Genomic DNA, 26,837 nt, shown 5'->3' on the forward strand with positions numbered 1-26,837 from the left:
CCCGGAGCGGGTGACACGCTGGGCCGGGCCCTCAGCCCTCCACCGCCCGGTCCACCGGCACGGCCATCACCATGCGGGCGCCGCGCGACGGCACCATGCCCAGCCGCCAGGCCTCCCACGGCGTGCCCGGCTCCACGCCGCGCTCCAGCAGCAGGGCGTAGGCCTCCGCGTACTCCTGCAGGTCCAGGTCACGGCCCTCGTCCGGGTCGTCCGTCAGCCGGGCGAGCCGTCCGCGGGCCTCGGCGGCGCCCTCGCGCGAGAGCAGCGGCAGCAGCGTGCACTGCAGGAAGCGCGCCCACGCCAGGCCGCGCCTGTCGTCCATGCCGGCGAAGAGCCGCTCCGCCTCCCGCACCAGCTCCAGGGCCGCCGGGACCCGCCCGTTGCCTGCGTCGACGACGGCGAGCTCCACACAGGACCAGCCCTCGCCGTGCGGCACCCCCACGCGGTGGAAGTCGGCGCGGGCGTCCTGCAGGAGCTGGCGGGCGAAACCGCTGTTGCGCAGGTTGCCGGTGAGCGCCGCCCGCTGGTCACGGGTGACCCGGCCGGAGTGGTGGCGGGCGCAGGCCAGCCCGTAGACGTCCCGCATCCGGCTGAACATGGTGCGGGCGCGCTCCAGGGCCCGCAGGGCCGCGTCCAGTTCGCCGCCCTCCTCCAGCGCCTGGCCGAGGTAGTACAGCGACCACGCCTCGCCGCGGGCGTCCTCGTTCGCGCGGTGGCGGGCCAGGGCGTCGCCCAGCAGGTGCTGGGCGGCGCCGGCGTCCCCGCGCAGCAGGCGCGCACGGCCGAGCTGGGTGACGGTCCAGGCCTCACCGCGGGGGTCGCGGGTCGCGGCGTAGCACTCGCCTGCCGCACGCAGCTCGCTCTCGCCGCGCCCGGCGTCGCCGAGCCGCAGCAGCAGCTGCCCCAGCTGCAGGTGGGCCCAGGCCTCGCCGTGCACGCTCTCGCTCTCCCGGTGCAGGGCCAGCGACTCGGCCAGCAGCCCGTGCGCCTCCGCCAGCCGGCCGGCGTCGCGCAGCACCGCCGCCAGCGCGTGCTGCGTCCAGGCCCGGTCGGCCCGCAGCTCGTCGCCGGCCTGCAGTTCCAGGGCCTCCCGCAACTTGGCCTCCGCCTCCCGCAGGCCGCCCTGCTGGTGCAGCGTGATGCCGAGGCTGCACAAGGCGCGGGCGGCGCCCGCCGGGTGCTGCGCCTCGAAGTACAGGTCGACCACCGACGACAGCGTGGAGCGGGCCTTGTCCAGCTCGCCGAGCTGCCGCGCGGCGATGCCGGTGCGCCACTGCACCGAGCGGACCAGCACCGACTGGTCGGCCTCCCGCTGGTGCGCCTGGGCCAGCTCGCTGATCTCGCCCAGCCGGTACAGGTCGCCGCGGAGCAGGCAGTAGTCGCACAGCGCGCCGAGCAGGTGCTGCACCACCCGCTGGTCGACGCCGTCGGAGTGCCGCAGCGCCGCGGTGATGAAACTCGACTCCTCGTCCAGCCAGCGCAGCGCCTGGTCCAGCGAGGGGAAGCCCTGCGGCCCGAAGCGGTCGGCGCGGGTCGAGGTGCGGCCGTCCACGAGCCGGATGACCGCGTCCGCCAGCTCGGCGTAGCTGCGGATCAGGCGCTCCTGGGCGGCCGCCCGCTCGGCCGGGTCCTCCTCGTCCAGCAGGCGCGCGTGCGCGAAGCGCCGTACGAGGTCGTGCAGCCGGTAGCGGCTGCCGCGCACGTGCTCGATGAGACCGGCCGAAGCCAGTTCGCCCAGCCGCCGGGCCGCCTCCTGCTCCTCCGCCCCCAGCAGGGCCGCGGCGGCCGCCGCGCCGAGGCTCGTCCGCCCGGCGAGCGCCAGCCGCCGCAGCAGCCGGCGGGCCGGCTCGGGCTGGTCGTGGTAGCGCAGGGCCAGCGCCCGGTCGACCGGGCCCACCGGGCCGTACGCCGCCAGGTCGGCCGCCAGCCGCTCCGCGCCCCGGTCGGGCAGCGAACTGCCCGCGATGCGCAGCGCCAGCGGCAGCCCGCCGCACAGCCGCCGTACGGCGTCGGTGGCACCGGCGCCGTCCGCCGCCGTGAGGGCGCCGGACGACAGGCCGGCCAGCAGCTCCCGTGACGCCTCCGCCCCGAGCGGTTCGACCGGCAGGGCGTAGACGCGGGCCGCCGGTACGTCGAGGGAGAGCGGTTCGGCCGACGTGACCAGGACGAGGCTGTCGGAGCGCTCCGGTACCAGGGCGCGGATCTGCTCGGGTCCGGCGGCGTCGTCGAGGACGATGACGACGGGCACGTCGGTGAGGTGCTTCTGGTACTGGTCGGCCAGGCGCCGCAGATGCTGCTCCTGGGAGGTGCGCTCGCGGAACAGCAGCTGTTCGCGGGGCGCCCCGAGCCGGTTGAGCAGGTGCAGCAGCGCGTCCCGTACGGGCAGCGGGCGCTCCCCGGGCGCGGCGCCGCGCAGGTCGACGACGCAGGCGCCGCGGAACTGGTCCTTGAGCTGCTGGGCGGCGCGCACGGCGAGCGTGGTGCGCCCGGAACCGGCCTGTCCGTGCAGGACGACCACGACGGGCTCCGAGGCCGGGGAGACCCGCGCCTGGTGCACCCACTGGGCGATCTGCCGCAGCGGGTCCCGGCGGCCGGCGAACGGCCCCTCGGTGGCGGGAAGCTGGGCGAAGGACTGCTCCAGGACGCTGCGTCCCCGCGCGGCGGCGCTGCGGTCGGTGCGGCGCTGCGCCGGCACCTTCGCGGGGGCCGGCGCGGCGCGCCGGCGTTCCAGGAACGGCCGTACACCGCGCTGTTCGACGGCCTCCAGCCAGGCCTGCCGCAGGTCCTGCGGCCGGGTGCCGCCACCGCCCGTCGCCAGCGCGGCCGTCACCGCAGCGCCGGCGACCGCCACCACGCCGCCGACGCCCAGCGCGGTGGAGGTCGGCGTGCCCCAGCCGAGGTCCGCCACGCATGCCGCGACGGCGGCGACCGCGGTCACCAGCGCGGGGGTGACCAGCGACGACCGGCGGCCCGAGCGTTCCGCGGCCAGCGCGGCGGTGTACACCCCGTACTCGTCCGCCGCCGCGGCCGCTATCTCGTCGGCCGCCGCCCGGGCCTGCCGCAGCGCCTCCTCCGCCTCGCCGGAGCGCCCGCCCTGCGGCTCACCGGCGACGGCGCGTTCCAGCAGCCGTAACACCTCGGCCCGGTCGGACGTGCTCAGTTGCGTCTGCCGTCGCGGCGTCTGCTTCGTCACCCATGGCCCCCTCGGTAGCCGCCCGTCCCCAAGTGTCCTGCCGAACACGTCACATCGCGACACCGCGTACGCGGGCGAACACGCCCGGACGTGCCCGGACGGCCCGGCCCGGGCGGCGGCAGGAACGCCTTTTGGGCGCCTTTGCGGCTCATGCGCCGTGGCGCAAAGGTGACTTGTCCTCTGACCGACAGGTGAAAGTGCTGACCGCCGCCGGTGGCGGGGCCACGCTGTCGCCCCATGAGACAGATGAACTACAGGTGGCGGCCCAGGGTCGGAACCCCTCGGCCGCAGTATGTGGCGGCCGCTGCCCTCGCCGCGCTGCTGGCGGGTCTGACCGCCACCCCCGGCGCGGCCCAGGGCACCGAGCGGGCCGATGCGGCAGTGCAGGGCGAGGCGGCCGGGTCCACCGGATCCGCCCGGCACCAGATCACCCTGATCACCGGCGACCGCGTCACGCTGGAGACGGCCCCGTCGGGCGGGCAGAGCGTCTCGGTCCAACCGGCCGCGGGCCGGGAGCACATCACCTTCGTCAAGCGCCAGAACGGCGGCGACTGGTCGGTCATACCCGCCGACGCGCTGCCCCTGCTCGCGGCGGACCGCCTCGACAAGGCGCTGTTCAACGTCTCGGCCCTGGCCAGGGGGAAGTACGCCGAGCGGTCGAGGCTGCCGCTCATCGTCGAGTACGCGGGTGACGCGGGCACCGCCGGACGCCGGCTCACCGCGGCCGGTGCCGACGGGGTCCGCACCATCGCCGGGACCTCCTTCGCGACCCTCGGCCAGGACCGGGCGGGTGCCGCGGAGTTCTGGAAGGACATCGCCCCCGCCAAGGCGGCCGCCACGTCCTTCGGCGCGGGCATCCGCCGGGTCTGGCTCGACGGCCGCTCCAAGGTCCAGCTCGACCGGACGGTGCCGCACATCGGGGCACCCCAGGCCTGGGCGAAGGGTTACCGGGGCGACGGCGTCAAGGTCGCGGTGCTCGACACCGGGTACGACCCGAACCACCCGGACCTGGGTGGCCTCATCGAGGAGTCCGCCAACTTCACCGCCGAGGCCGGCACCGACGACCTGAACGGCCACGGCACCCACGTCACCTCGACCGTCGCCGGTTCCGGCGCGGCCTCCGACGGCCTGTACAAGGGCGTCGCGCCCGGCGCGCGGATCCTGTCGGGCAAGGTCTGCAACGCGGGCGGCTCCTGCGACGACTCCGACGTCCTCGAAGGCATGGCCTGGGCCGCCGAGCGCGGCGCCAAGGTGATCAGCCTCAGCCTGGGCGACACCGACACCCCGGAGACCGACGCCCTCGAGGCCATGGTCGAGAGCGTCACCCGTGACCACGGCGTCCTGGTCGTGGCCGCGGCCGGCAACAGCGGTCCCGGCAAGGTCGGTTCCCCCGCCTCCGCCGACCGCGCGCTCGCCGTCGGCGCCACCGACCTCGACGACGAGCTCGCCCACTTCAGCTCGGTCGGCCCGCGGGTGGGCGACTTCGGCCTCAAGCCCGACCTCGTCGCCCCCGGCGTCGGCGTCGTCGCCGCACGGGCGGGCGGTACGACCGCCGAGGACGGCTACACCGCGATGGACGGCACCTCGATGGCGACCCCGCACGTCGCCGGTGCCGCGGCCATCCTCTTCCAGCAGCACCCCGACTGGACGCCCGAGCAGGTCAAGCGCCAGCTGATGCAGTCGACGGCGGCCGGCAAGGAGCGCGGCGCCTACTTCCAGGGCGCGGGCCGGGTCGACGTCGCCCGCGCGGTCGGCCAGCAGGTCACCGCCGGGACCACCGCGGTGGACTTCGGGCAGATCCGCTGGACCGACGGCCCGCGGCCGCCGGTGACGAAGACGATCACCTACCGCAACCCGGGCAGCGCGCCCGTCACCCTCGGCCTGTCGCTCAACGTCTCCCACGACGCGGGCAAGCCCGCGCCGCAGGGCCTGTTCCGGCTCGGCGCCGACCAGGTCACCGTGCCCGCCCACGGCACCGCCGACGTCACCGTCACCGCGACCCCGGAGACCGCCACGACCTACGCGGCGTACAGCGGCGTGGTCATCGCGGCCACCGCCGACCAGGCCGTCTCGGTGCGCGTCCCGGTCGGCATGGACGTCGAGCAGCCCTCGCACAGCCTCCGCCTCACCGTCAAGGACCGCGCGGGCAAGGCCCCCGCCCACGCCTACCTGCTCGTCACCGCGGCCGACGGCGAGGTCCGCGAGGTGGAGCTGCACGGCACGTCCGGCACCGAGCTGAGGGTGCCGCGCGACGGCAGGACCTACTCCGTGAACGGCTTCCTCTTCGACGCGGAGTACACCGAGGCCACCGTGGTGGGCGCGCCGAAGGTCGTGATGAGCGCCGACCGGGACGTTGCCATCGACGCCCGGAAGGCGAAGCCCGTCACGGTCTCGGCCCCGAGCCGCTCGGCCCGCATCAAGTACGCCGAGGTCGGCACCATAGCCCTGGACGGCAACCTGTTCTCCGTCCCCGTGAACGACGCGATCGGCGGCGACCGCATCACGAACGTGTACGCCGTCCCGACGGCGACGTCCAAGGATTCGGCGTTCACCTACCTGGTCAGCACCATCTGGGTCGATCCCGCGGGCGCCGACGGTAACCCCTCCTCGGTCTACTACCTCACCCGTCCGGTGCGCGGGGCGATCCCGGCCGATCCCGGCTACCGCCCCCGCACGTCGCAGCTGGCCACGGTCAACAGCACCCTCGCCGCCACCGCGCCGGACACCACCGCGTACCGCAGTGTCTGGCTGTCCCTCGGCAAGCTCCGCTGGGTCCACGGGATGGACGGACTCCCGCTCCCGAACCGGCGGGTGGACTACTTCTCGCCGTCCGGGGACCTGCGTTGGCAGAGCGTCTTCGAGCAGAACTTCTTCACCAGGCCGGACGCCCACGGGCAGAGCTTCCTCAGCCGCCTGCACAGCTACAAGGCCGGAACCTTCGAGGAGCGCTGGAACCAGGGCGTCCAGGGCTCGGGCTTCTCGCCCGAGGTGATGATCACCTCCCGCGAGGGCGACGCCATGACGTTCGCGATCCAGGACGCCGCCAACGGCAACCTCGACGTGGTGGCCGGGACGACGTCCAGCAGCCGGCCCGAGTGGGAGCTGCGACGCAACGGTGAAGTCGTCTCGACGAACCGCGGGTTCGCCACGGTGCCGGCCGACGTCACCCCCGCCGACTACGTCGCGACGTTCGAGCAGGAGCGCGACCTCGTCCCCAGCACCATCTCCACGCGTCTGAAGTCCGAGTGGCGGTTCCGGTCGCAGACGACGGCGACCCGGCAGGCACTGCCGATGATGGCCGTGCTCATGTCGCCCCGGCTGGACGAGTGGAACCGCGCCGGGGCCGGCCGCCGGTTCGAGATCCCGGCCCTGGTCCAGCGTGCGGTCGGCGCACCCGAGTCCCCGGTCCGCACCTTCACCGTCGAGGTCTCCTACGACGAGGGCAGGACCTGGCACACCGCCAAGGTCAAGGGCTCCGGGACGAAGCGCACCGTGACCGTGGACCACCCGCGCCGCTCCTCGGGCGGTTCGGTCAGCCTCCGCACCTACGTCGAGGACGCCGCGGGCAACTCCTTCAAGCAGACCGTGATCAAGGCCTACCTGCTGAAGTAGCCGCCGAACGGCACGGCAGGGCCCGCCGGACCCCTCCGGCGGGCCCGCACCGCCTTCCGCTCAGAGCCAGTTGCGGCGGGCCGCGTGCCAGCCCAGTTGCATGCGGGTGGCGACGCCCGCGAGGCTCATCAGCCCCTGGATGCGCCGCTGGACGGTGCGCTTGCTCACGCGCAACTGCCCGGCGATCGCCTCGTCGGTCATGCCGGCGACCATCAGGGAGAGCAGGTGCCGGTCCTCCGCGACCGGCGCCGCCGGATCCTCCGGGCCCGCACCGCCGATCTGCCCCTCCTCGGTCACCCGCAGCGGCGCGCCGACCTCCCAGTAGTGCTGGAACAGGTCGATCAGCGCCTCCAGCAGGCTGCTCTCGCGCACCAGCGCCGTCTTGAGCTCCCGCGGACCGGCCGGCGTACCGGCGGAGGACAGCGGGAGGACGGCCAGCGACCGGTCGGCCACCGCCATCCGCAGGGGCAGCCTGGGCACCGCCCGGGCGACCTCGCCGGCGCGCACCCCCTTGACGACGTTGTCCACCGCACCGGGGTCGTCGAAGTAGGCCTGCTCGTACAGGACCCGGTACAGCACGCCCCGGCCCAGCGCGTCGTACTCCTCGCGGTTGCTCCCCGCGGGCATCGCCACGTGGCGGGCCTTGCAGAACCACAGCATCTCGTGGCGGACGCCGTCCTGGAGCTGCCGCAGACGCTGCCGCAGCGCCGCCGCGCCGCTGATGACCTCGATCGCCTCCCCCGCCCCCCAGGAGCGCGCGCTGCGGCGGTAGGTCTCCACCAGCCCGAGCACGACCGCCCGGTCCTGCTCCAGTGCCTCCGCGTGGCGCTGCAGCCGGGGTACGAGGGCGACCTCCGGCGGGATCACCGCGTACGCGCCGGGGCTCTCCTCCAGCGCGTACGCCAGTCCCTTGGCCTCCAGCGCGAGCAGCAGCCGCCCGACCGCCGGGGGGCCGAGGTCGGTACGTCCGCAGATCTCCTCGGCGGACGCCGACTCGGTGACGAGCAGCAGCCGGTACACCTCGGCCTCGGCGGCCGTGAGGCCCACCGTCTCCAGCATGTCGGCCCCTCTCGCAGCACCGTCCGCCGGTCGATTCCATCAGCACGAACGGCTGCGGACAACGTCCGTTGCCGCGGGCAACCGGGCTCGCCGCGCGGGGACGGGACGCCGGACGGCGCGATGTGTGAGGCTGGGGGCATGGTCAATCGACTGAGCGGTTCCACGTCCCCGTACCTGCTGCAGCACGCCGACAACCCGGTGCACTGGTGGCCGTGGGGCGAGGGGGCCTTCGCGGAGGCCCGGGACCGCGGGGTGCCGGTGCTGCTCAGCGTGGGGTACAGCAGCTGCCACTGGTGCCACGTCATGGCCAGGGAGTCGTTCGAGGACGAGGCGACCGCCGCGTACCTCAACGAGCACTTCGTGTCGGTGAAGGTCGACCGCGAGGAACGCCCCGACGTCGACGCCGTCTACATGGAGGCCGTGCAGGCGGCGACCGGGCACGGCGGCTGGCCGATGACGGTCTTCCTGACGCCGGAGGGCGAGCCGTTCTACTTCGGCACCTACTTCCCGCCCGCCCCGCGGCACGGCTCGCCCTCCTTCCGGCAGGTGCTGGAGGGCGTCGAGGCCGCCTGGCGCGAGCGGCGCGAGGAGGTCGGGGCGGTCGCGGCGAGCATCGTGAAGGACCTGGGCGGACGTTCGCTGACCCTCGGCGGGACGGCCGCCCCTGGGGAGGAGCAGCTCGCGGCGGCACTGCTGGGGCTCACCCGGGACTACGACCCCTCGTACGGCGGGTTCGGCGGCGCGCCGAAGTTCCCGCCGTCGATGGCCCTGGAGTTCCTGTTGCGGCACCACGCCCGCACCGGCTCCGAGGGCGCCCTGCAGATGGCGCGGGACACCTGCGAGGCGATGGCCCGCGGCGGCATCTACGACCAGCTCGGCGGCGGCTTCGCGCGCTACTCCGTGGACCGCAAGTGGGTCGTGCCGCACTTCGAGAAGATGCTCTACGACAACGCCCTGCTCTGCCGGCTCTACGCCCACCTGTGGCGCGCCACCGGCTCCGACCTGGCCCGCCGGGTCGCCCTGGAGACCGCCGACTTCCTCGTCCGGGAGCTGCGCACCCACGAGGGCGGCTTCGCCTCCGCGCTCGACGCGGACAGCGACAAGCCGGGCGGCGGCCACGGCGAGGGCGCCTTCTACGTCTGGACGCCGGCGGAGCTGGAGGAGGTCCTCGGCAAGGAGGACGCGGCGCTGGCCGCCGAGTACTTCGGCGTCACGGAGGACGGCACCTTCGAGGAGGGCGCGTCCGTGCTCCAACTCCCCGCCGACGGCGGCTTCGTGGACGCCGGGCGGATCGCATCGGTGCGCCGGCGGCTGTTCACCGCCCGGGAGGGACGGCCCCGCCCCGGCCGCGACGACAAGGTCGTCGCCGCCTGGAACGGGCTGGCGGTCGCCGCGCTCGCCGAGACCGGCGCGTACTTCGAGCGCCCGGACCTGGTCGCGGCCGCCGTCGAGGCCGCGGACCTGCTGGTGCGGGTCCACATGGACGCCCGCGGCCGGCTCGCCCGGACCTCGCGGGACGGCACGGTGGGCGGCAACGCCGGCGTGCTGGAGGACTACGCCGACGTCGCGGAGGGCTTCCTCGCGCTCGCCGCGGTGACCGGCGAGGGCGTGTGGCTGGACCTCGCCGGCCTCCTTCTCGACTCCGTGCTGAGGCACTTCACCGGGGAGGACGGCACGCTCTACGACACCGCCGACGACGCCGAGACGCTGATCCGCCGCCCGCAGGACCCGACCGACAACGCCGCCCCCTCGGGCTGGACGGCCGCGGCCGGTGCGCTGCTGTCGTACGCCGCGTACACCGGCTCGTCCCGCCACCGCGAGGCCGCCGAACGGGCGCTGGGCGTCGTGGGCGCCCTCGCCGGACGGGTGCCGCGGTTCATCGGCTGGGGGCTGGCGGTCGCCGAGGCGGCGCTCGACGGCCCGCGCGAGGTCGCCGTGGTCGGCCCCGCGGGCGACGCCGGCACGGCGGCGCTGCACCGCACCGCGCTGCTGGGCACCGCCCCGGGCGCGGTGGTCGCGGTGGGGGAGCCCGCCACGGACGAGTACGTCCTCCTGGCCGACCGCCCGCTGCTCGACGGCCGCCCCGCGGCCTACGTCTGCCGGCACTTCGTGTGCGCGGCGCCGACCGCGGACCCGCAGGCCCTGGCGGAGCAACTGGGCGCCCGCTGAGGCGCGTCGCGTCGTGCGGCCGCGCGGAGTTCGCCGGCACCTCCCGCGCGCGCAAGGCCGGTCGGTGAACCGGCCTTGCGCGGAACGTCGTTGAGCGGCATCCCGATCGTCAGCGGCAGAGGTTGGCCGCGAGGAGGTCCAGCGAGCGGTCGAGGACGGCGGCGAGGTCGGCGGTGCCGTCCGAGTCGAGCCAGTGGAAGACGGCCTCGGACCAGGCCCCGATCAGCGCTGCGACGACGACCCGGATCTCGAAGTCGTCCGCGGGGCGCCCGAGGCGCTCGGCGGTGACGGAGGCCAGCAGGCGGCTGGACTCCTGGATGTTCTCGCCCATGCGGGCGCGGATGGCGGGCACCGAGCGCACCAGCCGCAGCCGCTGCCGCATCTCCTCGAACTCGCCCTCGTCGGCGAGCATCTCGCGCAGCGGGCCCAGCAGGGCGTGCCGCAGCGAGGCGACGATGGGCTCCTGCGCCGGGCGGGCGCGCAGTTCGGCCACCATGACGGGGTCGTACTCGTCGGAGAGGACGATGTCCTCCTTGGTGGGGAAGTACCGGAAGACCGTGCTGGCCGAGACCTCGGCCGTGGCCGCGATCTGCTCGACGGTGGTGCCGTCGTACCCCTGCGCCTCGAAGAGCCGGTAGGCCGCGCGGCGGATGGCCCGCCGGGTCCGGATCTTCTTGCGTTCGCGCAGGCTCGGTCTGGTCGGTACGGTCACGCTCGTCATTGTCGTGCATCGACGGCGGGCGGGGCCATCCGCGCGGTGCCGGGCACCTCCTGGCCGGTGCGGGCGTCGGGGAGGAAGAGCGCGGTCAGCACGGCCGCCACGAGCGAGGCGGCGGCGCAGGCCAGCAGGGCGAGGTCCATCCCGTGCACGTACGCCGCGTCCGCCGAGGCGGCGAGCGCCGGGTCGCCGAGGGCGGCCGCGACCGCGTGCGCGGCCCCCACGGAACCCGAGGCGGCGTCGGCGGCCGCCGCGGGCAGGCCCGTGGTGGCGAGACGGTCGGTGTAGGCGCCCGCCAGCAGGCTGCCCAGGAGGGCGACACCGATGGCGCCGCCGGTCTGGCGCAGGGTCATCAGCAGTCCGGAGCCGCTGCCCGCGCGGTCGCCGGGCAGCGCGCCCAGCGCCGCGTCCATGGCGGGGATCATCGCGAAGCCGAAGGCGAAACCGGTGACGGACAGCCACAGCGCGGTCGCCCCGTAGCCGTCGTGGACGTCCGTGCGGCTGCCGAGCGCCGCGGCCGCGGTGAGCAGGAGCAGCCCCGCCGTGACGACCGGCCGCGGCCCGAACCGCGCGACCAGCGGCGCGCTGCCCCGGGCGGCGACGAGCAGGCCGCCCATCATCGGCAGCAGCCGTACGCCGGTGCCGAGGGCGTCGTTGCCGAGCACGGCCTGCAGGTACTGGGGCAGGACGAAGAGCAGGCCGGTGAGGATGAAGGTCACCAGCGTCGCGGCGACCGCGTTCCACAGGAAGCCCCGCTGCCGCAGGAGACCGAGGTCGAGCACGGGCCGCTCCAGCCGGCGTCCGCGGAGCACCAGCCCGGTCAGCAGCGCGACGGACGAGAACAGCGTCAGCAGCACCAGCGGGTCGCCCCATCCCCGGCGCGGCCCCTCGATGATGCCGAAGACCAGCGCGCCGAGCCCGGCCACCGCGAGGACGGTGCCGGGCGGGTCGACGCGGGGCGTGGCGGGGTCGCTGGTCTCGGGCAGCAGGAACAGGCAGGCGGCGATGCCGAGGACGACGAGCGGGATGTTGACCACGAAGATCGAGCCCCACCAGAAGTGGTCGAGCAGGGTGCCGCCGATGACCGGCCCGAGCGGCAACCCCAGCGCCATGGCGGCGGTGACCGCGCCGACCGCCCTGGAGCGCTCCTCGGGCCCGAACAGCGAGGGCAGGACGGACAGGGCCAGCGGCATGACGAGTGCTGCGCCCAGGCCCATCACCGTGCGGGCGGCGACGACCGGTCCCGGGCTGTCCACCAGGGCGCCGAGCACCGAACCGGCGAGGAAGATCCCGAGTCCGGCGACGAGCATCCGCCGCCGTCCCCAGCGGTCGCCCAGCAGGCCCGCGGGGAGCATGGCGGCGGCGAAGACCACCGTGTAGCCGTCGACGATCCACTGCTGGTCGCCGGTGTCCGCACCCAGCTCCGCGGCCATGGTCGGCAGTGCGACGTTGAGGATCGTCATGTCGAAGCCGAGCACCAGCATGCTCGCCACCAGGGCCCCCAGGGCCCACCAGCGCCGTGGATCGGCCGTCGTCGTCATGGGGATCTCCTCCTGCGGGCAGGGGTACCGGCTGACCGGGTACCGGGGCAGCATCGGAAAGTCACCGTCAAATGACAGTGACTCTCAAAAAAGAGTAACTGTCACCCTCAGGCGTGCGGAAGCCCGGCGTCGCCTTGACACGGCCCGCTGGGGTGATAGGAAAATGCGACCCTTGTGCCCGGTGACGCCAGGGTGTCCTTCGGAAGAATCAGAGAAGATCAAGTGCCAGTCGTAGATGCCTCCCGGAGCGACCGGGAAGCCAAGCCCACGTCGTCCGCGCCGCGCGCATCCGTACTTCCGTCACGGCTCGACTCGCTGACGAGTCTGCGGTTCTTCGCCGCCTTCGCCGTGTTCGCGCACCACTTCACGGGGCTGGGCGGAGCGACGGGCTACGGACGCGCCCCCGCGATCTTCCCGTACTCGGAGATGGGCGCCCACGGCGTGACCTTCTTCTTCGTCCTCTCGGGCTTCCTGCTGACCTGGGTGTTCAAGCCGCAGGAGCATCCGGTCGCGTTCTACTGGCGGCGTGTGGCGCGCATCTGGCCGGCGGCCCTGGTCGCCGCCGTGCCGGCCATCTACGTCTTCTACGTCAAGGCACACGTGCCCATCGACTGGAAGTACGTCATCGCCTCGCTGTTCTTCGTCCAGAACTGGTTCCCGCACGCCACGCCCACGCTGCCCGGCAACCCGGTGACCTGGACCCTGGGCGTCGAGGTCCTCTTCTACGCCCTGTTCCCGCTGCTCGCCCGCGTCGTCGTCCGGCTGCGCACGCCCCTGCTGGTCGCCGTGACGGTCGCCGGCCTCGTCGGGATGTGGGCGGTGGACTGGTGGGCCTCCGCGACGCTGGACGGGCCCATGGCGCGCTGGATTATGCGGCACCCGGCGGTGTACCTGCCCGAGTTCCTGCTGGGCATGACGATGGCCCTGCTGATCCGCCGCGGGTGGCGGATCCCGTTGCGGCCCTTCGTGCCCGTGGCGCTGCTGCTCGCCTACGTCTACGCCTACGTGCAGCTGCGTGCGCACCTGTCGAGCGGGTACGACGCGCAGCTGGACTACACGCTGCGCCCGGTCATCGCCGTTCTCGCCGTCCTGATCATGGTCGCGTTCGTCCAGCGGGACATCGCGGGGCACCGCAGCGTGCTCCACAACCCGCTGCTGATCTCGCTGGGCATGTGGTCGTACAGCTTCTACCTCCTGCACCACGCGGTGAGCCGGTTCTCCACCTACAGGTGGGGCAGGATCCCGGACGAGAACTCGGCGCTCTTCAGCATGATCGGCATGGCCGTCGTCGTGTTCGCGATGTCCTGGGCCCTCCACCGTTTCGTCGAGGAGCCCGCCAACCGCCTGCTGACCCGCTGGATCCCCGAGCGCTGGCGCCGCAGGGTCTGACGGCCGCCCCGGGATGCCGGACGCCCCCCACCCGCAGTCGGGTGGGGGGCGTTCGCGTCGGGGCCCCGGCGTTCGGCGGGCGGGGGAGCTAGGCCGTGTCGTCAAAGTCCCGCCTGCCCAGCGGTGCCTGGCACGGCACCTCGCTGCGTTGTCGAATCGTCCGAGTAGCCCACTACGAGGACGACTCTCCGCCTTACGATGCACCGCACCAGACGCCGCTGGGCCCGCCCTCCGGGCGGCCGGCGCTCCTTTGACGACACGGCCTAGGCGTGGTTGTAGGCCACCAGCGAGATGCCGACGTAGTGCACGATGAACGCGGCCAGCGTGAACGAGTGGAAGACCTCGTGGAAGCCGAAGAAGCGGGGCGAGGGGTTGGGCCGCTTGGTCCCGTAGATCACCGCTCCGACGCTGTACAGCAGGCCGCCCACGACGATCAGGACGAGCACCGCGATGCCGCCCTTCCGCATGAAGTCGGGCAGGAAGAAGACCGCCGCCCAGCCGAGGGCGATGTAGCAGGGCGTGTAGAGCCAGCGCGGCGCGCCCACCCAGAAGACCCGGAACGCGATGCCCGCCAGGGCCCCGGCCCAGACGAGCCAGAGCAGGACCTCCTGCTTGCCGTCCGGCAGCAGCAGGAGCGTGAACGGCGTGTAGGTCCCCGCGATGATCAGGAAGATGTTCGCGTGGTCCAGCCGGCGCAGCACTGCCGAGGCCCGGGGACCCCAGTCGCCGCGGTGGTAGAGGGCGCTCACGCCGAACAGCGCGCAGGCGGTGAGCGTGAAGACGGCGCAGGCGATCCGCCCGCGGGTGCTCTCGGCGAAGGCGGTCAGGGCGACCCCGGCGACAAGGGCGGCGGGGAACATCCCGGCATGGAGCCACCCCCTCAGCTTGGGCTTCAAGGGGGCGGCAGCGGATGCGAGTTCTTCAAGGGCGGCGGGCACAACGGGAGTCTCGTCCACGGAGCTCATGAAAGCAATGCTAGCTACGGTTGCGTAGGTTACCGATCCGTAGTACGGGGGTGTCGCCGGACGTTGGGAGTGGCGATGCTCACCCCACGCGCCCTGGACAGATCGCGTTTCCTGTCCTGATACTCATATGAGTGCGGACGGCACCGGATGAGCATCCCACGACAGCAGCATCCGGGTCGCAGCCCCCAAGGGGCCGACAACACACCCTCGGAATCTGACGCCAGGTGAGTGCACACCGGGCGGAACGGAGCGATCGTGGCGCGCGTCAATGCGGCTCCCACCAATCACCAGGACCTGATCGCATGGGTCGGCGAGATAGCCGAGCTGGCCCAGCCGGACGAGATCGTGTGGTGCGACGGCTCCGAGGAGGAGTACCAGCGCCTCGCGGACGAGCTCGTCTCGAAGGGCACCTTCAAGAAGCTCGACCCGATCAAGCGCCCCAACTCGTACTACGCCGCCTCCGACCCGACCGACGTCGCTCGTGTGGAGGACCGCACCTTCATCTGCTCCGAGCGGGAGCAGGACGCCGGCCCGACCAACCACTGGAAGGCCCCCGCCGAGATGCGGGAGATCTTCACGGGGGAGCAGGGTCTTTTCCGCGGTGCCATGCGCGGCCGCACCATGTACGTCGTCCCGTTCTGCATGGGCCCGCTCGGCTCTGAGCTGTCCGCGATCGGCGTGGAGATCACCGACTCCGCGTACGTCGCCACCGCCATGCGGACCATGACGCGCATGGGCCAGGACGTGCTGGACGCGCTCGGCGAGGACGGCTTCTTCGTCAAGGCCGTGCACTCCGTCGGTGCCCCGCTGGAGCCCGGCCAGGACGACGTCCCGTGGCCGTGCAACTCCACCAAGTACATCTCGCACTTCCCCGAGAGCCGTGAGATCTGGTCCTACGGCTCCGGCTACGGCGGCAACGCCCTGCTCGGCAAGAAGTGCTACGCCCTGCGCATAGCCTCGGTCATGGCCCGGGACGAGGGTTGGCTGGCCGAGCACATGCTCGTCCTCAAGCTCACGCCGCCGCGGGGCGAGGCCAAGTACGTGGCCGCCGCCTTCCCGAGCGCCTGCGGCAAGACCAACCTCGCCATGCTGGAGCCGACCATCCCCGGCTGGACCGTGGAGACCATCGGCGACGACATCGCCTGGATGCGCTTCGGCGAGGACGGCCGCCTCTACGCGATCAACCCCGAGGCGGGCTTCTTCGGCGTCGCGCCGGGCACCGGCGAGCACACCAACGCCAACGCGATGAAGACCCTGTGGGGCAACTCGGTCTTCACCAACGTCGCCCTCACCGACGACAACGACGTCTGGTGGGAGGGCATGACCGAGGAGCTCCCGGCCCACCTCACGGACTGGAAGGGCAACTCCTGGACGCCGGAGTCCGGGACCCCGGCCGCCCACCCCAACGCCCGCTTCACCGTCCCGGCCAGCCAGTGCCCGACCATCGCGCCCGAGTGGGAGGACCCCAAGGGCGTGCCGATCTCGGCGATCCTCTTCGGCGGCCGCCGTGCCTCGGCCGTACCGCTGGTCACCGAGTCCTTCGACTGGCAGCACGGTGTCTTCCTCGGTGCCAACGTCGCCTCCGAGAAGACCGCCGCCGCCGAGGGCAAGGTCGGCGAGCTGCGCCGCGACCCGTTCGCGATGCTCCCGTTCTGCGGTTACAACATGGGCGACTACTTCGGTCACTGGGTCAAGCTCGGCCAGAAGCACGAGGCCGGCAAGCTCCCGAAGATCTACTACGTGAACTGGTTCCGCAAGGACGCGGACGGCCGGTTCGTGTGGCCGGGCTTCGGCGAGAACAGCCGCGTGCTGAAGTGGATCGTCGAGCGCCTCAACGGCCAGGCCGAGGGCGTCGAGACCCCGATCGGCGTCCTGCCGGCCGAGGGCTCCCTCGACACCAGCGGTCTGGACATCTCCCAGGCGGACCTCGACCTGCTGCTCTCGGTCGACGTCGACACCTGGCGGCACGAGGCCTCCCTCATCCCGTCCCACCTGGAGACCTTCGGCGACCACACGCCGAAGGAGCTGTGGGACGAGTACCGGGCCCTGGTCAAGCGTCTGGACTAGGCCCCACCGGAATCCGGGCGGCCCGACCCTCCCCGTGCGTGCGGCGCGGGCGGGCGGCCCGGTGGTGGGCATGGCCCGGTCGTGGGATCCCCGACCCTGACCATCGCCCCACGGGCGGGCCGCGCCGACCCTCACACCGGGGGCCGGGACCGGAAGCGCGAACTCCGGTCCCGGCCCTCGGGCGGTTCCTAGGCGGCTGCGGTGTGGACCGCGATGTGGCGCTCGGCGAGCGCCGCGGCCTCCGCGTTCTGGCGTGACTCGGCGACCACCAGGGCCCGGCCGGCGAGCGCGCGGGCTCTCCGGTGCAGGGCCGCCACACGGGCCGCTTCCGCCCGCCCCCGTCCGGCCGGAGCCGGGGAGAGCCGCAGCGGCGGACGTCCGTGGTGCAGGCCCGCCACGGCCTCGGCGAGCTGCTCCGCGGCACGGTCGAGGTCCGGGCTGCACTCCAGCGCCCGCAGCTCGTCGGTGACGGTGAGCAGGGCGGCGAGGTGTCCGGCGAGCTGGAGGTCCAGCTCCTCGTCACGACTGCGTCGCGGAGAGGTGGGCGCCGCCGTCGTATGGACCGATTTGGTGCGGATCGGTTCGTACATGGGTGCACTCCTCCTGCAATCAGGAGTACATCCTACCTTGGACTCAGTCCAAGGAGGGAGCTTTTCGAGGTATCGGCCCGGGCTACGGCTGCCCGTAGCCGTCCAGGAAGCGCGCGATCCGGCCCACCGCGTCCGCCAGGTCCTCCTTCGCCGGCAGCGTGACCAGGCGGAAGTGGTCCGGCTCCGGCCAGTTGAAGCCGGTGCCCTGCACCACCAGGATCCGCTCGGCCCGCAGCAGGTCCAGCACCATCTGCTGGTCGTCCTTGACCTTGTAGACCTTCGGGTCGAGCCGCGGGAACGCGTACAGCGCCCCCTTCGGCCGCACGCAGGTCACCCCGGGGATCTGCGTCAGCAGCTCGTACGCCACGTCCCGCTGCTCGGCCAGCCGGCCGCCCGGCAGCACCAGGTCCTTGATCGACTGGCGGCCGCCGAGGGCGGTGGCCACCGCGTGCTGGGCGGGGACGTTCGCGCACAGGCGCATGTTCGCCAGGATGGTCAGGCCCTCGAGGTAGCTGGTCGCGTGCTCCTTCGGGCCGCACACCGCGAGCCAGCCGCTGCGGTAGCCGGCCACCCGGTAGGCCTTCGACAGGCCGTTGAAGGTCAGCGTCAGCAGGTCGGGGGCGACCACCGCGGTCGGGGTGTGGGTCACCCCGTCGTAGAGGATCTTGTCGTAGATCTCGTCCGAGCAGACGATCAGGTTGTGGCGGCGGGCGATGTCGGTGAGCTGCCGCAGCAGCTCGTCGTCGTAGACCGCGCCCGTCGGGTTGTTCGGGTTGATGATCACCAGCGCCTTGGTGCGGTCGGTGATCTTGCGCTCGATGTCGGCGAGGTCGGGGAACCAGTCCGCCTGCTCGTCGCAGCGGTAGTGCACCGGGGTGCCGCCCGACAGCGAGACCGCGGCCGTCCACAGCGGGTAGTCGGGGGCCGGGATCAGCACCTCGTCGCCGTCGTCCAGCAACGCCTGCATCGACATCTGGATCAGCTCGGAGACGCCGTTGCCGAGGTAGATGTCCTCGACGTCCAGCTCGACGCCCTTGGTCTGGTAGTGCTGCATGACCGCCCGCCGCGCCGGCAGGATGCCCTTGGAGTCGCCGTAGCCGTGCGCGCCGCCCAGGCTGCGCAGCATGTCCTCGAGGATCTCCGGGGGGCACGCGAAACCGAAGGCGGCGGGATTGCCGGTGTTCAGCTTCAGGATGCGATGACCCGCCGCCTCCAGCCGCATGGCCTCCTCCAGCACCGGGCCGCGGATGTCGTAGCAGACGTTGGAGAGCTTCGTGGACTGGATCACCTGCATGTCCGTGAGCTTACGGGCAGGTACCGGGGACCGCCCCGTGTTCTTGGCCACGTATGCGCCGAATGGTGACATGCCGCTACTCTCGCCGCATGTTCTCGTTACTCAACGACGAACCTGTCGCCAGTGCCGACGACGACCTCCTCGGAGCGGGGCGCGCCGCGCGGCAACTCGCCCGGCTGCTCCTCGACTCGCGCGGATCCACCCCGTTCACCCTCGCCGTCGACGCCGGATGGGGGACGGGCAAGAGCAGCCTGATGCGCCTGCTCGACGCCGAGCTCCGGGACACCGCCGACGTCCACACCGTCTGGTACAACGCCTGGACCTCACGCGGTGCCGACGCCCTGGAAGGCCTGATCAAGTCCGTCCTGACGCAGTTCGACCGCCGGCTGCTGCGCCGCGCCCTGCACCGCGCGACCGAGCACCGTGCCCTGCTGCGGACCCTGCGGGCCGCGGCCACGCTGCTCGCCGGACCGCTCGGTGCGGCGGGCCTGGTCGACGAGCTGTGGCGCAGCCTCTCCGTCAACGCCCAGGCCCGCAACGAGATGCGCGACGCCCTGCGGGACCTGGCGACGCAGTGGGCCGACACCGGCGAGCACGCGCCGCGCCGGCTGCTCGTCGTCTTCATCGACGACCTCGACCGCTGCGCCGAGGAGACCGTGCTCGCCGTCTGCGAGGCCGTCAAGGTCTACCTCGACGTTCCCGGGGTGGCCTTCGTCATCGGCTGCGACCGCTCCGCGCTGTCCCCGGGCGGCCTGCTCGGCGACCTGTCCCCGGCGGGCTCCGCCTTCATGGAGAAGGTCTTCCAGACCAACTACCGCGTACCGCCCCCCGAGGACATCGAGGGATACGTGCGCGGATGCGCCGAACGGGCCGGCATCGGCGCGCTCCTCGACGACACCCACGTCAACCTGCTCGCCGAACGCACCGGGGGCAATCCACGCCGCGTCAAGAGGCTGCTCAACGGATTCGTCCTGGAGGCCGGACTCAACCCCGTCTGGCAGGACTTCGGCCCCGAGGTCATGCTCCGCATGCTCCTGCTGCAGTACCTGTACGGCGACTTCCACGGCGTGCTGGTCGGCGGACGCGGCAACGACGCGATCCAGGAGTTCCTGGACTACCGGGCGGTGCGGCGCCTGCTGCGCTCGCCCGCGGTCCCCACCGGCCAGGGCGACGCACTGGTGCGCCGCCTCCTCGCCGAGCACGAGGTGCCGCTCGCCGCCGACCCCGGACCGGAGGAGCGCGCCCGGGCCCTGGCCGAACTGGAACGGCAGCTCCCCCCGTCCTTCCCGGCGCTGGTCGCGGACCGCGCGTTCACCTCCCTCGTCGACGACCTCGTCCGCATGCCCGAGGCCGCCGACCTGGTCCACCGCCTGCGACGCTCCCCCCTGGCCGCCGTGATCACGACGGTCGACCTGGACCAGGCCGTCCCGCAGGCCGCACCCGAGCCTCCCCGGGCCCCGGAGGACGGCCCGTACACCGGGTTGCGCGTGCTGTGGATCGACGACAACCCCGGGACCGTCGCCACCGAGGTCCGGGCCCTGCGGCACAAGGGCGCCGAGGTCGAGGTCGTGGAGGACCGCGCCGGTGCGGAGGAGCGGTTGCCGCTCGCCGTCCCGGACCTGCTGATCTCCGACATCGAGCGCCACGGCGACCCGGAGGCGGGCTTCACCGACCTGGAGCACCTGCGCGGCACCGGCCGCTACACCGGCCCCGCGCTCTTCTACGCGGGCTGGGTCGCCCCGGAGCGCGAGGAGCGCGCCCGCCGGGCCGGCGCCCTCGGCCTCGTCTGCGAACCCGCCGCGCTGCGCGACCTCATCGACCACGTCCTGCGGCAGCCCGACTCCGCACCGAGCGTCCCGCCAGGACGTCCGTACGGCGGCCGTCCTCGATGACGAACCGCCCGTCGACGAGCACGTACGGGATGCCGGTGGGCAGCGTGCGCGGCGCCTCGTACGTCGCGCCCGCGGCGACCGTCCCCGGGTCGAACAGCACCAGGTCCGCACGGTGGCCCTCGCGGACCAGGCCGCGGTCCGGCAGCCCCAGCCGGGCCGCGGGGCGTCCGGTGAGGTGCGCGACGCACTCCTCCAGGCCGAGCACCCCGAGCTCGCGCACGTAGTGGCCGAGGTAGTGCGGGAACGTGCCGTACGCGCGGGGATGCGGTTTGTCGCCGACGAGCAGGCCGTCGCTGCCGCCGGTGTGGACGCGGTGGCGCATGATCGCCCGGACGTTCTCCTCGTGGCCCACGTGCTGGAGGACCGTCGTGCCCAGCCGGTCCTCCAGCAGCAGCCGGCGCGCCGTAGCGAAGTCCGGCAGCCGGCGCCCCACATGGCCCGCCAGGGCAGGCTCGCGCACCCCGGAGACCTCCAGCGTCCGCCACTCCACGGGCACGCCGTGGCAGCCGTCCGACCCCTCCACCTCCATCGCGTGCCGGATGCGTTCCGCCTGCGCGTCGTCCCGGAGCCGGGCGAGGGTCGCCTCGGGACCACCCTCCGTCGCCCAGCTCGGCAGGGTCGCCGCGAGCGTCGTGCAGCCCGGCAGGTAGGGGTACGTGTCCAGGGTGACGTCCGCCCCCGCGGCGAGCGCCTCGTCCAGCAGCGCGAGCAGCTCCGGCGCACGGCCCGCGTTCACGCCGAAGTTCATCGTGGCGTGCGCCAGGTGCAGGGCGCAGCCCGCCTCCCGGGTCACGGCGATCATCTCGGCGTAGGCCTCGAGCGCGCCGGCGCCGTAACTGCGCTGGTGCGGGCAGTAGTAGCCGCCGTGGGCGGCCACGACCCGGCACAGCTCGGTCAGCTCGGCGCCCGAGGCGTACATCCCCGGGGTGTACGTCAGCCCGGACGACATCCCCACGGCCCCCTGCGCCAGCCCCTCGGCGACCAGTTCCTTCATCCGGTCCAGCTCCGCCGTGGTCGCCGGACGGTCCTCCCACCCGACGGCCAGCATCCGCACGGTGCCCTGCGGGACCAGGTACGCGGCGTTCACGGCGATGCCCCGGTCCAGGCGGTCCAGGTACTCGCCGACGCTGCGCCAGTCGTACTCCAGGCCCTCGGGGTCGCCGTTCCACCCCGCGAGCTGGCGGCGCAGCCCGGCCAGGGTGCGGTCGTCCACGGGGGCGTACGACAACCCGTCCTGGCCCAGCACCTCCAGGGTCACGCCCTGCGCCGCCTTCGCCTCGTGCGCGGGGTCCGTGAGCAGGGCCAGGTCGCTGTGCGCGTGCATGTCGATGAACCCGGGGGCGAGCACGAGCCCGCGGGCGTCCAGCGTGTGGCGTGCGCCGCGCACCGTCCCGATCTCCGTGATCCGGCCGTTCACGACGCGCACGTCCGCCCGGTACGCCGGGGTCCCCCCGGACCCGTCCACGACGGTCGCGCCGCGAATCGCCAACTCCATCCGTGCGTCTCCTTTGTGCGGGTTCTTCGTCTGCGGCACCGTTGTGGTCGGGGTTGACGGTTTCCCCGCCGCCCGCCCGATTGCCCGGCGCGGTCAGTGCGGGCCTCGCACCGTGTGCCTGGGTCGGTGCCGCGCCGGCGCACGTCCTCAACGCTCGCGGTTTACCCCCACATCGTTGCGTACCGGGTTCGCCGCTCGTCGTTTCCGGGCGCACCCCGCCACACCCCCTCCCGTCGTATGGGCGCATGACGGCCGGTGGGGGGTGTAAGGCACTTGCGGCAGCCCCGGACCGCCTTCTTACCCCCCACTGGCCGCTAGTCGCCCCAACGGCAGGAGGGGGTGTGGCGGGGTGCCCCCATGGGGGTCCCCCCGGCCGAAGGCTGGGGGCGTGCGCCGGCGCGGCAGGGTGGGGGATGCCCGCCGCAGGCGCAAACAACCCGCACACAAACAACCGGGCCGTCAGAAGAACGTGCGGACGAAATCCGTGACGACCCCACCCGCGTCCACGACAGGGATGAGCTGCCACTTGTCGAACGCCGTGCACGGATGCGACACCCCCAGCCCCACCCAGTCGCCGACCGCCAGGTCCCGCGCCCCGGGGGCGACGTCCACGAACGCGTGCTGGTCGGCGAGCTTCGTGACCGTGAGCCCGGCCGCCGGGACGGCGGAACCGTCGGCGCGGCGCACGAGCTGCGGCACCGGGAGGTCGAGGTCGTACGGCGCGTCGCGCTTGCCCGCGTTGAGGAGGGCGAGGCCGGGCTCGGGCCGGGAGAGCACCTGCGTCCAGAGGCGGAAGGCGGGTTCGAGCGACCCCTCCGCGGGGATGCGGTCGTGGAACGGCGTCAGATCGCGGTAGTGGACGTCGTCGTGCGTGACGTACGCCCCGGACCGCAGGAGCCCGAGCACCGGCAGGGACAGGTCCCCGAGCGTGCCGAACGCGTCCGCCACGGCGTCGAACCACTCGCTGCCGCCCGCGCTCACCACGATCTCCCCGGCCCCGGACCCGCGATGCCGACGAGCCGCAGGTGCCGCGCCGCGGCGACCGCGTCGGCGACGCGCGCCGCCTCCTCCGGGCCGCGCACGCCGGTGCGTCCTCCCTCCGCGCCGAGCTCGACGACGACGTCCACGACCGCCGTCAGGGCCGCGTCCATCAGCTCCACCCCGCGCACGGAGTCCACGTAGCAGACGAAGCGGAACTCCGGGTCGCCGGCGAGCTCGCGGGACAGCCAGCGCAGCGCGGCCGCGTCGACGAGCTCGTTGGCGAGGAAGACGCGCCGCACGCCGAACGCCCGGTAGACCCGCACCTGGTGCGGGGTGGCGGCGGTGATGCCCCACGCGCCGTGGGCGAGCTGGCGGGCGAAGAGCTGCGGCGCCATGGAGGTCTTGCCGTGCGGCGCGAAGGCGAGGCCGTGCTTGCCGGTCCAGTCGGCGAGCTGGGCGAGGTTGTGCTCCAGGGCGGGCTCGGAGAGCGTGAGCAGCGGGGTCGTGAAGCCGCCGTCGAAGACGGTGCGGCGCTCGGCGGCGAGTTCGCCGACGGTCAGGCCGTCGGCGTCCGGCGGCAGTCCCTTGAAGCGGTGGTCCACCCGCTCCCGGTGCAGCTCGCCGATGCCCGTGACCTGGTCCATCCCGCCTCCGTCCACCGCCGTTGCAATATGTGCAACGACCGTTGCGTACCGTGTTTCCCGCTGTCTAACATCCCGGCCAGCACCGGGTCAACGGTGCGCGGAGAGGAGCGGAAGTGACCGGGACCGTGGACGTCGTGTGCGTGGGCGAGTCCATGGTCACCTTCGTCCCCTCCGTGCCCGGGCAGCGCCTCGCCGACGCGGCCGCCTTCGACCGGGGGACGGGTGGCGCGGAGTCCAACGTGGCCTGCGCGCTGGCCCGTCTCGGCCATGCCGTGCGCTGGATCAGCCGGGTGGGCGCCGACCCGTTCGGTGACCACCTGGTGGCGACGATCGCCGCGGCCGGCGTGGACGTCTCGGGGGTGCGCCGCGACCGGGACCGCCCCACCGGGGTCTACTTCCGCACCGGCGACGGCGAGGTCGCCTACTACCGGGCGGGTTCCGCCGCCTCCGCCATGGGCCCGGGCAACGTGGCCCGCCACGAGGCCTGGGCCGGCCGGGTCCTGCACCTGTCCGGCATCACGCCCGCGCTCTCCGAGGGGTGCGCGGACCTCGTCCACGAGCTCACCGCTACCGCTCCGGGCCGTCCGCTGGTCTCCTTCGACGTCAACCACCGCCCCGCCCTGTGGCGTTCGGCCGACCCGGTACGGCTGGCCCGGCTCGCCGCCCGCTGCGACCTCGTCCTGGTCGGCGAGGACGAGGCCGAGGCCGCCTGGGGCCTGCCGGACGCCGACGCCGTGCGCGAGGCCCTGCCCGGTCCCGCCGTCCTCGTCGTCAAGCAGGGCGCGCACGGTGCCACCGCGTACGAGGACGGCGCCGACGGGGTCTTCGTGCCCGCGCCGGACACGCCCGTCGTCGACCTCGTCGGGGCCGGAGACGCCTTCGCCGCGGGGTTCCTGTCGGCGACGCTGCGCACGCTCCCGCTGCGGGAGCGGCTCGCCCGGGGCCACGCCCTGGCCGCCGCGGTGATCGGGGTACGGGGCGACTCCCTCGCCACCCTCGGTGACGGGGCATGGGGGAGACTGCGCGCATGAGCCAGACCGTGGACCGCGCGCTGCGCATCCTGCCCCTGCTCGCGGAGGGGCCCGCCAACCTCGAACAGGTCGCCACCCGCCTGGACGTGCACAAGTCCACCGCACTGCGGCTGCTGCGCACCCTGCACGAGCACGGCATGGTCTACCGCCAGGACGACCAGCGCTACCGCCTCGGCACCCGGCTGTTCGCCCTCGCCCAGGAGGCGATGGAGAACCTGGACGTCCGCGGCATCGCCCACCCCCACCTCGCCGCCCTGGGCGAACTGACCGGGCACACCGTCCACCTCGCGGTGTACGAGGAGGGCGAGGTCGTCTACATCGACAAGGTGGAGAGCCGCTACCCGGTCCGCATGTACTCGCGGATCGGCAAGCCCGTCGCCATCACCGTGGCCGCCGTGGCGAAGCTGCTCCTGGCCGACCTGCCCGAGGCGGAGCGGCGCGCGGTCGCGCAGGGCCTGGAGTACCCGCGTTACACCGCGCGTTCGACCACCGACGCCGCCGCCTACCTCGCCGAACTCGCCCGGGTCCGCGAGCAGGGCTGGGCGAGCGACCTGGGCGGTCACGAGGAGTCCATCAACTGCGTGGCCGCGCCGATCCGCGGCGCCGACGGGCGCGTCATGGCCGCCTGCTCCCTCTCCGCCCCCAATGTGGTCGTCAGCGCGGAGGAATTGCTGAAGCTGCGCCCGCAGGTCCGGCGCACCGCGGAGGCGATCAGCCGCGAGTACTCCGGAAGACCGAGCGAAGGAACCAGATGAGCGAGAAGACCGCGATCACCCCGGCCGGCCACACCACCCCGCCGGCCAGGTTCTCCCACGGTGTCCGCAAGGGCAACGTCCTGCAGGTGGCCGGTCAGGTCGGCTTCGGCCCCGCCGTGCCGGGTCAGGCGCCCGCGCCCGTGGGCCCGGGGCTGCGGGAGCAGACCCTGCAGACCCTCGCCAACGTGCAGGCGGTGCTGGAGGAGGGCGGCTCGTCCTGGGAGGACGTCGTCATGATCCGGGTCTACCTCACCGACACCGCGCACTTCCCCGAGTTCAACGCCCTTTTCGACGAGTTCTTCGCGGGCCTGAAGGGCGCCCCCGCCGCCCGTACGACGGTCTACGTCGGCCTGCCCGCCGGACTGCTCGTCGAGATCGACGCCCTCGCGGTCCTGGACTGACCGGGCGGCGTCTTCGGCGCGGTGGGTCCGGTGGTCCGATGTGACACCGCGCCCCCGGGGGACGGGACCTCTCCCGGGGGCGCGGTGCGTCGGTGACGGTCCCGCCGGTTACGGCAGCCCGTGCACGTGCGGGCCGACGGTGCCCGAGAAGGCGTTGCCGTTGGTCGCGTCCCAGTTGGTGGACCAGGTCATCGCGCCGCGCAGCCCCGGCCAGGTGGTGGAGGGTTTGAAGGAACCGCAGTTGGTGCCCTTGGTCAGGCAGTCCAGGGCGTTGTTCACCACGGTCGGCGAGACGTAGCCGCTGCCCGCCGCCCGGGTCGACGCCGGCAGGCCGAGACCCACCTGCGAGGGCGCCAGACCGCTCTGCAGCTGGATGCAGGCCAGGGCGGTGATGAAGTCGACCGTGCCCTGCGAGTACACCTTGCCGTCGCAGCCGTTCATTGAACCGCTGTTGTAGTACTGGGTGTTGACGACGGTCAGGATGTCCTTGATGTTCAGGGCGGTCTGGAAGTAGCCGAAGGACGTCGACTGCATGTCGATGGTCTGCGGGGCCATCGTGATGACCAGCCCGGAGCCGGCCTTGGCCGACAGGGAGCGCAGCGCCTGCGTCATGTAGGTCGCGTTGATCCCGTTCTCCAGGTCGATGTCGACGCCGTCGAAACCGTAGGTCTGCATCAGCGAGAAGACGCTGTTGGCGAAGTTGTTCGCCGAGGCGGAGTCGGTGACGCTGATCGTGCCGTTCTGGCCGCCGACGGAGACGATGACCTTCTTGCCGGCCGCCTTCTTCGCCGCGATGTCGGTCTTGAACTGGCCGACGGAGTAGTTCAGTGCCGGGTCGAGGGTGAAGGAGACCGCGCCGGGCGTGGTCGTGGCGTCGGCGAACGACACCGCGATGATGTCGTACTGGCCCGGGACCTGGGCGATGGTCTGGACGGTCGCGCCGTTGTTGAAGTTCTGCCAGTAGCCGGTGAGGACGTGCTTGGGCAGCGAGCCGCCGCCGGTGGGCGTCGGCTCGCTGCCCAAGCAGGTCCTCACCGGCTA

16 protein-coding genes and 2 pseudogenes are annotated in these 26,837 nt (G+C 73.2%); 8 read left to right on the top strand and 10 right to left on the bottom strand.

Translation table 11 applies throughout. The annotated features are described in order from the left end of the window. Positions 1-31 precede the first annotated feature (31 nt). Complete coding sequence (locus tag PV350_RS16020; protein ID WP_500334431.1) at positions 32-3,193, bottom strand: AAA family ATPase; 3,162 nt, start codon at positions 3,191-3,193, stop codon at positions 32-34. Positions 3,194-3,487: 294 nt separating this feature from the next. Between PV350_RS16020 and PV350_RS16025 the strand changes: the two genes are divergently transcribed. Further along, positions 3,488-6,805: a S8 family serine peptidase gene (locus PV350_RS16025; RefSeq protein WP_500334433.1), complete on the top strand. Its 3,318-nt coding sequence runs from the start codon at positions 3,488-3,490 to the stop codon at positions 6,803-6,805. A 60-nt stretch (positions 6,806-6,865) separates the two neighbouring features. Here the strand turns inward: PV350_RS16025 and PV350_RS16030 are convergent, their stop codons facing one another. Further along, positions 6,866-7,864: a helix-turn-helix domain-containing protein gene (locus tag PV350_RS16030; RefSeq protein WP_499513674.1), complete on the bottom strand. Its 999-nt coding sequence runs from the start codon at positions 7,862-7,864 to the stop codon at positions 6,866-6,868. A 138-nt stretch (positions 7,865-8,002) separates the two neighbouring features. On the opposite strand from PV350_RS16030, the gene PV350_RS16035 reads away from it, so the two are divergent. Further along, positions 8,003-10,033 carry a thioredoxin domain-containing protein gene (locus PV350_RS16035; RefSeq protein ID WP_499513675.1) on the top strand — a complete coding sequence of 677 codons (2,031 nt, stop codon included), beginning with the start codon at positions 8,003-8,005 and terminating at the stop codon, positions 10,031-10,033. Positions 10,034-10,142: 109 nt separating this feature from the next. On the opposite strand, the gene PV350_RS16040 is transcribed toward PV350_RS16035, so the two are convergent. Both PV350_RS16040 and PV350_RS16045 read right to left on the bottom strand, forming a co-directional pair. After that, positions 10,143-10,754, bottom strand: coding sequence for an acyl-CoA-like ligand-binding transcription factor (locus PV350_RS16040; protein ID WP_500334435.1), 612 nt, complete (start codon positions 10,752-10,754; stop codon positions 10,143-10,145). After that, the gene (locus PV350_RS16045) at positions 10,751-12,292 is read right to left on the bottom strand and encodes an MFS transporter (protein ID WP_499513677.1); all 1,542 of its coding nucleotides are present in this window, start codon (positions 12,290-12,292) and stop codon (positions 10,751-10,753) included. Before PV350_RS16045 ends, PV350_RS16040 begins: the two co-directional genes overlap by 4 nt. 222 nt (positions 12,293-12,514) lie before the next feature. Here PV350_RS16045 and PV350_RS16050 point away from each other — a divergent pair, with 222 nt between their 5' ends. Next, a complete protein-coding gene (locus PV350_RS16050) occupies positions 12,515-13,681 on the top strand; it encodes an acyltransferase family protein (protein ID WP_500334437.1) in 1,167 nt (388 codons plus the stop codon). A 263-nt stretch (positions 13,682-13,944) separates the two neighbouring features. Here the strand turns inward: PV350_RS16050 and trhA are convergent, their stop codons facing one another. Further along, complete coding sequence (trhA, locus tag PV350_RS16055; protein ID WP_499513678.1) at positions 13,945-14,646, bottom strand: PAQR family membrane homeostasis protein TrhA; 702 nt, start codon at positions 14,644-14,646, stop codon at positions 13,945-13,947. Positions 14,647-14,901: 255 nt separating this feature from the next. Here trhA and PV350_RS16060 point away from each other — a divergent pair, with 255 nt between their 5' ends. Further along, on the top strand, positions 14,902-16,713 hold the full coding sequence (locus tag PV350_RS16060; RefSeq protein WP_500334439.1) for a phosphoenolpyruvate carboxykinase (GTP): 1,812 nt from the start codon (positions 14,902-14,904) through the stop codon (positions 16,711-16,713). 188 nt (positions 16,714-16,901) lie between these two features. Here PV350_RS16060 and PV350_RS16065 read toward each other — a convergent pair whose 3' ends face one another. Then, positions 16,902-17,303, bottom strand: coding sequence for an SCO4983 family protein (locus tag PV350_RS16065; protein ID WP_499513680.1), 402 nt, complete (start codon positions 17,301-17,303; stop codon positions 16,902-16,904). An 82-nt stretch (positions 17,304-17,385) separates the two neighbouring features. Continuing rightward, entirely contained in the window at positions 17,386-18,597 is a 1,212-nt protein-coding gene (locus PV350_RS16070; RefSeq protein WP_500334441.1) for a pyridoxal phosphate-dependent aminotransferase, read from the bottom strand. An 89-nt stretch (positions 18,598-18,686) separates the two neighbouring features. Here PV350_RS16070 and PV350_RS16075 point away from each other — a divergent pair, with 89 nt between their 5' ends. Further along, the gene (locus PV350_RS16075) at positions 18,687-20,489 is read left to right on the top strand and encodes a P-loop NTPase fold protein (RefSeq protein ID WP_500334443.1); all 1,803 of its coding nucleotides are present in this window, start codon (positions 18,687-18,689) and stop codon (positions 20,487-20,489) included. Here the strand turns inward: PV350_RS16075 and PV350_RS16080 are convergent. Further along, entirely contained in the window at positions 20,410-21,984 is a 1,575-nt protein-coding gene (locus tag PV350_RS16080) for an N-acyl-D-amino-acid deacylase family protein (protein ID WP_500334445.1), read from the bottom strand. The two genes, PV350_RS16075 and PV350_RS16080, sit on opposite strands and share 80 nt — an antisense overlap. A 459-nt stretch (positions 21,985-22,443) precedes the next feature. Continuing rightward, positions 22,444-23,609, bottom strand: a pseudogene (locus PV350_RS16085) (alanine racemase). A gap of 113 nt (positions 23,610-23,722) precedes the next feature. Between PV350_RS16085 and PV350_RS16090 the strand changes: the two are divergent. The 3 genes from PV350_RS16090 to PV350_RS16100 are packed head-to-tail and all read left to right on the top strand — an operon-like array spanning position 23,723 to position 25,796. Next, positions 23,723-24,640: a sugar kinase gene (locus PV350_RS16090; protein ID WP_499513685.1), complete on the top strand. Its 918-nt coding sequence runs from the start codon at positions 23,723-23,725 to the stop codon at positions 24,638-24,640. Beyond that, positions 24,637-25,395, top strand: coding sequence for an IclR family transcriptional regulator (locus tag PV350_RS16095; RefSeq protein ID WP_499513686.1), 759 nt, complete (start codon positions 24,637-24,639; stop codon positions 25,393-25,395). The genes PV350_RS16090 and PV350_RS16095 overlap by 4 nt, the downstream gene beginning before the upstream one ends. Next, the gene (locus tag PV350_RS16100; RefSeq protein ID WP_499513687.1) at positions 25,392-25,796 is read left to right on the top strand and encodes a RidA family protein; all 405 of its coding nucleotides are present in this window, start codon (positions 25,392-25,394) and stop codon (positions 25,794-25,796) included. The genes PV350_RS16095 and PV350_RS16100 overlap by 4 nt, the downstream gene beginning before the upstream one ends. A gap of 108 nt (positions 25,797-25,904) precedes the next feature. Here PV350_RS16100 and PV350_RS16105 read toward each other — a convergent pair. Continuing rightward, positions 25,905-26,801: pseudogene (locus tag PV350_RS16105) on the bottom strand (chitinase); the annotation flags it as partial. Positions 26,802-26,837 lie beyond the last annotated feature (36 nt).

Origin of the sequence: Streptomyces sp. PA03-6a (genome assembly GCF_033792765.1) — a bacterium.
GTDB lineage: Bacteria > Actinomycetota > Actinomycetes > Streptomycetales > Streptomycetaceae > Actinacidiphila.

Bases quoted from the DNA above. Each gene is read 5' to 3' on its own strand.
- PV350_RS16030 (WP_499513674.1), bottom strand. From the start codon at position 7,864: ATGCTGGAGACGGTGGGCCTCACGGCCGCCGAGGCCGAGGTGTACCGG.
- PV350_RS16035 (WP_499513675.1), top strand. From the start codon at position 8,003: ATGGTCAATCGACTGAGCGGTTCCACGTCCCCGTACCTGCTGCAGCAC.
- PV350_RS16040 (WP_500334435.1), bottom strand. From the start codon at position 10,754: ATGACGAGCGTGACCGTACCGACCAGACCGAGCCTGCGCGAACGCAAG.
- PV350_RS16045 (WP_499513677.1), bottom strand. From the start codon at position 12,292: ATGACGACGACGGCCGATCCACGGCGCTGGTGGGCCCTGGGGGCCCTG.
- trhA (WP_499513678.1), bottom strand. From the start codon at position 14,646: ATGAGCTCCGTGGACGAGACTCCCGTTGTGCCCGCCGCCCTTGAAGAA.
- PV350_RS16065 (WP_499513680.1), bottom strand. From the start codon at position 17,303: ATGTACGAACCGATCCGCACCAAATCGGTCCATACGACGGCGGCGCCC.
- PV350_RS16070 (WP_500334441.1), bottom strand. From the start codon at position 18,597: ATGCAGGTGATCCAGTCCACGAAGCTCTCCAACGTCTGCTACGACATC.
- PV350_RS16075 (WP_500334443.1), top strand. From the start codon at position 18,687: ATGTTCTCGTTACTCAACGACGAACCTGTCGCCAGTGCCGACGACGAC.
- PV350_RS16080 (WP_500334445.1), bottom strand. From the start codon at position 21,984: ATGGAGTTGGCGATTCGCGGCGCGACCGTCGTGGACGGGTCCGGGGGG.
- PV350_RS16095 (WP_499513686.1), top strand. From the start codon at position 24,637: ATGAGCCAGACCGTGGACCGCGCGCTGCGCATCCTGCCCCTGCTCGCG.
- PV350_RS16100 (WP_499513687.1), top strand. From the start codon at position 25,392: ATGAGCGAGAAGACCGCGATCACCCCGGCCGGCCACACCACCCCGCCG.